The organism is Amycolatopsis rhizosphaerae, assembly GCF_007713715.1.
Lineage (GTDB): Bacteria > Actinomycetota > Actinomycetes > Mycobacteriales > Pseudonocardiaceae > Amycolatopsis_E > Amycolatopsis_E rhizosphaerae.
On the sequence record NZ_VJWX01000374.1, the window covers coordinates 1 to 7,221 of the forward strand.

General features: G+C 69.4%; 5 protein-coding genes. 1 reads left to right on the forward strand and 4 read right to left on the reverse strand.

Translation table 11 applies throughout. From position 1 onward, the window contains the following. Nucleotides 1–11: 11 nt before the first annotated feature. From sbnB to FNH05_RS38335, 4 genes are all read right to left on the reverse strand, one after another. On the reverse strand, nucleotides 12–1,043 hold the full coding sequence (gene sbnB, locus FNH05_RS27770) for a 2,3-diaminopropionate biosynthesis protein SbnB (protein WP_144591794.1): 1,032 nt from the start codon (nucleotides 1,041–1,043) through the stop codon (nucleotides 12–14). Between the two features lie 13 nt (nucleotides 1,044–1,056). Further along, entirely contained in the window at nucleotides 1,057–2,019 is a 963-nt protein-coding gene (locus tag FNH05_RS27775; protein ID WP_144591796.1) for a TauD/TfdA family dioxygenase, read from the reverse strand. Further along, nucleotides 2,019–4,421 carry a non-ribosomal peptide synthetase gene (locus tag FNH05_RS27780; protein WP_144591798.1) on the reverse strand — a complete coding sequence of 801 codons (2,403 nt, stop codon included), beginning with the start codon at nucleotides 4,419–4,421 and terminating at the stop codon, nucleotides 2,019–2,021. Before FNH05_RS27780 ends, FNH05_RS27775 begins: the two co-directional genes overlap by 1 nt. Nucleotides 4,422–4,711: 290 nt before the next feature. Beyond that, complete coding sequence (locus FNH05_RS38335) at nucleotides 4,712–5,479, reverse strand: thioesterase II family protein (protein ID WP_186382771.1); 768 nt, start codon at nucleotides 5,477–5,479, stop codon at nucleotides 4,712–4,714. 231 nt (nucleotides 5,480–5,710) lie between these two features. Between FNH05_RS38335 and FNH05_RS27790 the strand changes: the two genes are divergently transcribed. After that, nucleotides 5,711–6,934: a sulfotransferase family protein gene (locus tag FNH05_RS27790; RefSeq protein ID WP_144591802.1), complete on the forward strand. Its 1,224-nt coding sequence runs from the start codon at nucleotides 5,711–5,713 to the stop codon at nucleotides 6,932–6,934. Nucleotides 6,935–7,221 lie beyond the last annotated feature (287 nt).

Sequence of the window (7,221 nt, forward strand, 5' to 3'; positions counted from 1 at the left end):
CGCGCGAACCTTCAGCCGTACCGCCGCAGCTCGTGGAAGAAGCCCTCGACGACCGCGAGCCCCCCGTTGTGGCCGACCTCGTCGTAGACAAAGCGGCCCACGGCCAGGTCGAGGACACCGAGCCCGAACGGCGAGAACACCAGCGGGCGGTCGGCGGGCGGGGAAACGCGGCCCGCCAGCACCCCGGGCAATGTGCCGAGCAGGAAGTCGCGGCCGCCGGAGGCCTGCTCGGCCAGGTGGGGGGAGGTGCCCGCCTTGAGACAGTGCTCGACGTCGTCGACGATGTTCACGGCGTCGAGAACGACCTCCGGCGAGAGGTCCCGCAGGGACAGGTGGAGCACGAGCGGGTTGTGCTTGAACCAGCCGGGGTCGGTGACATGCGGGACCGCGGCGACGGTGGCGAAGACGATCAGGTCGCTGGAGCGGATCAACCCCTCCGCGCTCGCGTGCACCGTGACCTTGCCCGGCGCCTCGGACCGGGTGAGGTACGAGCGGAAGCCCTCGGCGTGCTCGGCCGAGACGTCGTGAAGGCCGACCTCGTCGAAGGACCAGCCCGTCGCGGTGAGGTAGCGATGCACGTAGCGGGCGATCAGCCCCGTCCCGAAGAAGCCGATCGTCCTCGGCCGGGAGCGGGTCCGGGTCAGCCGGTCGGCGGCCAGTGCCGCCGACGCCGCCGTCCTGGCCGCGCTGATGATCGAGCTTTCCAGGCAGGCGAACGGGTATCCGGTTTCGGGGTCATTGAGGATCAGCACGGCCGAGGCGCGCGGGATCCCGGCGGCGACGTTCTCCGGGAAGCTGGAGATCCACTTCAGACCGTCGACCGCCGACGGCCCGCCCAGCGCGGCAGGCAGTGCGATGATCCGTGCCGACGGCCGGTCGGGAAAGCGCAGGAAGTACGACGGCGGGTTGACCGTGTCACCGGTGTCGTGCAACCGGTAGGTCTCCTCGACGAGTTCGACGATCCGCCGCTCGCGGCCGCGGAGCGCGTCGGCTACCTGCGTACCCGGGATCACGGCGAAGGAGGGCACGCTGGCTTCTGACATGACTGGAACTCCCTCAGATCGACGGGACGGCCAGGGGACCGGCGCAGTCGGCGAGCCGCACCGGCTCGGCCATGGCGACGACGATCTCGCGGTTGCCCGTGTACGGCTGCGTGCTGTGGCTCGTCTGGATGTTGTCGATGATCATCACGTCGCCGGCCCGCCACGGGTGGCTGACCGTGTGCTCGTCGTAGACGCCGTTGATGGCCGTCACCGCCTCCTCGGGAACGGGCGTGCCGTCGCCGAAACGCGTGGTGAAGGGCAGCGAATCGGCTCCGTAGACGTCGATCAGGTAGGTCCGGATCTCGGGGGCCATCGTCCACTCGTTGAGGAAGGCGATCTGGTTGAACCAGCAGCGCGCGCCGGTCACGGGATGCCGCACGACCGCGGGGCGCCGTTGCCGGGTCCGCAGGACGCCGTCCCCCCGCCACTCGAAGTCGATCGCGTTGGCGCGGCAGTACGCTTCGACGGCCCCGCGATCACTGGTACCGAACGCCTCGGCCACCGAGACGCCGACGTCACCGTTGTAGGTGCGCTCGAGCAGCCATCCGTCGCGCTCGAACCGCTCGACCAGCTCCCGGGGCAGCGCCCCCAGCACCGAGGCCGAGTCGGCGATGGCGGTCGCGCCGCCCGTGCCGGGTGCGGTGACACAGGCGAAGATCATCAAAGCGGGGAATTCGAGCGCGTAGCTCAGCTCGTGGTGCATGCACATGGGCTGGTCGGGCGGCCACCTCGACGAGGAGTACACCCCCTCGGCGTGGCGGTCGCGCGGGGCGAAGGGCTCCCGTTCGGCCATCAGCGGGACCGGAAGCGATCGGCACAGCCCGACCGCGTCGCCGCGCTCCCGCGGTCCGAGCCCGCGCACGACGACGGCGCCGTGCCGGGTGACGGCTTCGCGCAGCTCCGCCCAGGGGGCCCCGGTATGCCAGCCGGCGGACATTTCGAGAACCGGCACTTCGGTCAGCGATGGGGACGTCATCACACCCGCCTTTCCGACTCGGTTGCTTCCTGGCACCGCTGTTCCAGCAGCGTGGCCAGGTCGGCGAGAACCGGGTGGTCGGTCATGTCCTTCGGTGAGACCAGCCGGTCGAGCACGATCGCGAGGCGCACCGCCGACAGCGACGTGCCGCCCCGGTCGAAGAAATGGTCCGACCAGCCGATCTCGTCGACCGGGATGCCGAGGACCTGCGACCAGGCCAGCGCGAGCCGCCGCTGGGCGGGAGTGCCCGCCCCGGCCTCTCGTGGGGTCCCGGGCCGGAAGAGCTCGGCGGCGAGCCGGACGAGCGCCTTCCGGTCGATCTTGCCGTTCGCGGTCAACGGCAGGCGGTCGCGGCGGTGGAACGCGGCCGGGATCATGTACGCGGGCAGCGTCCGGCTCAGGACGGCCCGGAGCTCCTCGGCGGTCGTTTCCGTGTCCGAGCGGTAGAAGGCCACCAGTTGCCGGGTGCCGTCGGCGCGTTCGGCGACCACGACGGCGCCCGCTCGCACCCCGGGCACGAGCAGGAGGGCGTTTTCGACCTCGCCCGGTTCGATCCGGAAGCCGCGGATCTTGACCTGGCTGTCGGCCCGGCCGAGGAACTCGAGCTTGAAGTCGGGCAGCCACCGGCCGAGGTCACCGCTGCGGTACAGCCGCTGCCCCGGGCAGTGCGGATCGGTGCCGAAGGCCAGCCGGGTGCGCTCGGCGTCGTTGATGTATCCGCGGCCGACACAGACGCCGGAGAAGACGATTTCGCCCGCCGCGCCGAGCGGAACGGGCTGGAGGCTCTCGTCGACGAGGTAGATCCGCACGTTGGCCACGGGCGGGCCGAGCGGAACCCGGTCCTGCGCGGGAACCTGGTACATGATCTCGTGGTTGGTGTCGTCGGAGGTTTCGGTGAGCCCGTAGGCGTTGATCAGCCCGATGCCCGGTACGGCGGCGAACCAGCGGCGCACCAGGTCCTTCTTGATCTCCTCACCGGTCACCAGCACGTGACGCAGGGCCCCCAGCGGGCGGTGGTGCTTCTCCAGGAACGAGACGATGACGTCCAAATAGGACGGGACGACCTGGAGCACGGTGACCCGTTCCCGGACGAGGTGGTCGATCAGGCGCTCGACGTCCAGGATCAGCTCCTCCCCGACGATCACCGTCCGGCCACCCATGAGCGGGCCGCAGATCAACTGCCACAGGGAGATGTCGAAACACTGCGGCGCGGTCTGGGCCACCACGTCCGAGGCGCCGATCCCGACGTCGTCCGCCTTGGCGTAGAGGTGGTTGAGCAGCCCCGCGTGCTCGCACATCGCGCCCTTCGGCTCTCCGGTGGAGCCCGAGGTGAAGTAGATGTAGGCGAGCTGGCCGGGTTCGACCCGCACGTGGGGATCGCCCTCCGGCCCGTCCCCGGTGTACAGGTCGCCGATGACCATCGTGGCGATGTCGGCGGCATCGCGCAGGCCGCGGTCGGAACCCGGTTCGGTGAGGGCGAAGCGGCAGCCGGAGCGGGTCAGCATCGCCGCGATGCGGTCCGCCGGGAACCGCGGCTCGATCGGGAGGTAGGCGGCACCGGCCTTGAACACCGCGATGACCGCGGCGAACCAGTCCAGGTTGCGTTCGGTCATCACCGCGACGACGTCTTCCCGCACGGTGCCCCTGGCGAGCAGCGCCCACGCGATGCGGTTGGCGCGGCGGTTCAGCTCGCGGTAGGTGAGCCGCGCGGCGCCGTGGACGGCGGCGATCGCTTCGGGCTGTTCGCGCACGCGTTGTTCGAACAGCTCGTGGAAGGCCCGGTCCGGCCGGCTGCGCCGCGGTCCGGCGAGCGCTTCGAGCTGGAAGGCGATCTCCTCCTCGGAGAGCAGCTTCGCCCGTCGGTGCCGGGCATCGGGGTCGGCGACGATCAGGTCCAGGGCACTGCGGTGGTATCCGGCGATCCGGCCGGCGTAGTCGTCGTCGATCAGCTCGGACCGGTAGCGCAGCCGGAGCCTGTTCGAAGCCCGCTCGAACCGGATCGCCAGCACCACACCCGCGGGCAGCGCCTCCGGCCAGTCCCGGTCGCCGACCGGGTCGAGTGTCGTCTCGAAGGCGGGCGGTTCCTCCGGCTCGCTCGGTTCGGCCCGGTCCAGATGGGCGATCAGCTCGCGCCATGAGCCGTCATGGACGGTGAGGTCCAGCGTGGCGGCGTCTTCCCGGCCGGGGGCCAGGTACCCGGTCACGATGCGCTGTTCGCCGGTGAGCACGGCGAGCACCTTCGTGTGCGCGGCCAGCACCAGCACGTGCGGCGGCACACCCAGGCGTCCGGCCGTGGCCGCCAGCGTGGTGGCGAAATCGTCCGGCATCGCCGTCTCGTGCTCGTGTATTCCCTCGGCGGGTACGGCGGCCCAGCGCGGGATGGTGCCGAATGTGGGCTTCATCGGACACTCAGCCGCGAGACGCCGAGTCCATGAGCTCGGCAAGGCTCTTCGGGCAGCACGAGGCGCGGGTGTCCGCACCGGGCACTTCCAAGGGATTCGTCATGAACTGGCTCCTTCTCACCGATACTCGCGGTCGAGGTTAGGGGGACCGATTATCGCTGGGATATCGGTTTCATTGCCCGGCGCCGGAAACTCCGGAGACAAATACTCGATGGTCGCCGTCAACCCGGCCGGAGCGGAAAGAACAAACCGAACCCGGTGGTGATCGCCGGGTTCGCGGCGAAACTCGGTCAGCGTGCGTTCTGCCCCAGCACGATTTCGGTCAGGGCGGCGACCACCGCGTGCGGCGGTGGGCTCAGGTAGAAATGGCCGCCAGGGAACAGGCGCAGGTCGAACCCGGACCGCGTGTGCTGATCCCACTCCCGGACGTCCTCGACCGACGTGGTCGGATCCTCCTCGCCGAGGAGTGCGGTGATCGGGACGGACACCGTCGCGCCCGGCACGGGCCGGTACTCCTCGTGTGCCTTGACATCGGCGCGCATCGCGGGCAGCACGAGCTCGGTGAGGTCGGGGTCGTCCAGCACACCCACGTCGGTTCCGCCCAGCGAACGCATTTCTTCGAGCAGCGCGGTGTCGTTGTTCCAGCTCGGCTGCCCGGCCCGTGTCCGGCCGGGCGCGCCCCGGCCCGAGACGATCAGCCGCACCGGCTGGGGCCCTCCGTCGAGCTCCAGTCTCCGGGCCACCTCGAACGCCACGATCGCGCCCATGCTGTGCCCGAACAGGACCAGAGGCTGCGGCGGCACCGCCCTGGTCGCGCGGTACATCAGGTCGCTGAGGGGACCAATGGCGTCGAGGCACGGCTCGGCCAGGCGGTCCTGGCGTCCCGGATACTGCGCGGCCAGCACCGTCACGCCCGGGGTGAGCGCATCGGCCAGTGGCGCGAAGAAACTCGCCGATCCACCGGCGTGCGGGAAGCACACCAGGGTCGTGGTCCCGTGCGAGGGCGCCGCCCCGAACCGGCGGAGCGACCCGGTGGGCTCATCGATGATGTGTGTCATGATCACCTTCCGTGCTCGTGCCCCGGAACCCGTGGTGAGGCGGCCCGACCCTACGGTGCGGTGTTTTCCCGCCGTTATCATCCCGTTCCGGCGGCGAAACGGAACGGTTCGCGGATTCGAATCGTCCCGGGGCGATAACAGTGCGAAATCGTCAGCATTTAGTATCGTCGGCGCGAAGTGGAGTTGAGACGTTTTGTCCGGCGCACGGTTGAGTTCGATTGGATCGACATCATGCCAGCCAACCAGCAATCCATCCGAATCGGCGACCTGCGGAAACCCGTGCTCACCGACGCCATGCGTCGGACGATCGATGACGCGGCACGCAATCCGGTCGACCTGACGGAGGACGCGGTACTGTCCTCGGCGCGACAACTGACCGGGCTCACCGACTTCGGCCCGGACACCTTTCGCGCCGGTCTGCGCAGTCAGCTCGCGGGCACGACCGGAACGCCGCTGGACCGTGCCGAGATGTTCCGCTCGGTCGTGCGCAACCTGGTCATCCGGTTGCGGTTCTACGATCTCCTCGGCCGGCATCCGGAAATTCTCGACCGGAAGATCGAAAAGCCGATCATCATCGTCGGGCCGTCACGTTCGGGAACCACCTATCTCCAAGGCACGCTCGCCGCGGATTCCCGGCTGAGGTCGCTACGGCTGCGGGAAGCGGCCGAACCGTTTCTCCCGGCCGGCGGCGCGCCGGCGGCCAAGGGGGGCGTGATGTGGTCCGTCTCGGACGACGGGCAGAACAAGTCGAGCATAGTGCTGCCCGGGGTGCGCACCGACCTGCTGCCCCACCTGGCGAGCATCCTCCAGCTCGGTCCCGACGACGTGGCGCAGGAAAACATGTTGATGGACTCCAACTTCCCCATCGACGACGAGGATCAGGCGCCGCACTACGCCTATCTGGCGACCATGCTCAAGGCGTTGCAGTGGCAGCGCGGGCCGGATCGCTGGGTGCTCAAGGCGCCGATGCACTGCGAGTACATTCCTCTGCTGCTGGCCAATTTTCCCGACGCCACGTTCGTCATGACCCACCGCGACCCGGTGGCCATGGTCCAGTCGCTCGCCACGATGTTCGCGTACGCGGCGCGACTGCGGTCGTCCGAAGTGGATGTCGAAGCGATTTTCGCCGCAGCGGCCGATCGCATCGAGGGCATGCTCCGGGCCAGGATGCGGGACCGTTCGCTCATCGCGGACGACCACGTCGTCGACGTGCTCTTCCACGAATTCACCGCCGACCAGCTGTCCGCCGTGCGGGAAATCTACGACGCCGCCGGGCTGACGGTGACCGATGAGCTGAGCGAGAACATCGCCGCGTTCAACGCCGAGCACCGCCGTTATCGGCGGCAGCGGATCGTCCACGACCTACGAGCCGACTTCGGGGTCGAACCGGAGGAACTCCGCGAGCGATTCGACTTCTACTACCAGCGTCATCCGGTGCGGTTCGAGGTCCGGTAGCGCACTGGGCCCCTTTCGCCCTGGGGCGGATGTGGTGCGGTGCGCGGCGCGGCATGCTGGTTGGTGACCGGCGTGCCGCCACCCGCGGGTGGCCGTGAGGGACCCCTCACGGCCTTCTTCTTGCGCCTGTGTCCCACGCTCGCGCAGTGCTGGGTGCCACGCACTGGTCCCCTCGGGGGCAATACGGCGGTGAGGAGGCCCCTCACAGGAGAGTAGGCCAGGGTCCCGGCAAGAGTCCGGCGCCTTGAGGGGCACCGGCCCCAGGCCGAGCGTGGAACTCATGCTCC

Bases quoted from the DNA above. Each gene is read 5' to 3' on its own strand.
- sbnB (WP_144591794.1), bottom strand. From the start codon at position 1,043: ATGTCAGAAGCCAGCGTGCCCTCCTTCGCCGTGATCCCGGGTACGCAG.
- FNH05_RS27775 (WP_144591796.1), bottom strand. From the start codon at position 2,019: ATGACGTCCCCATCGCTGACCGAAGTGCCGGTTCTCGAAATGTCCGCC.
- FNH05_RS27780 (WP_144591798.1), bottom strand. From the start codon at position 4,421: ATGAAGCCCACATTCGGCACCATCCCGCGCTGGGCCGCCGTACCCGCC.
- FNH05_RS38335 (WP_186382771.1), bottom strand. From the start codon at position 5,479: ATGACACACATCATCGATGAGCCCACCGGGTCGCTCCGCCGGTTCGGG.
- FNH05_RS27790 (WP_144591802.1), top strand. From the start codon at position 5,711: ATGCCAGCCAACCAGCAATCCATCCGAATCGGCGACCTGCGGAAACCC.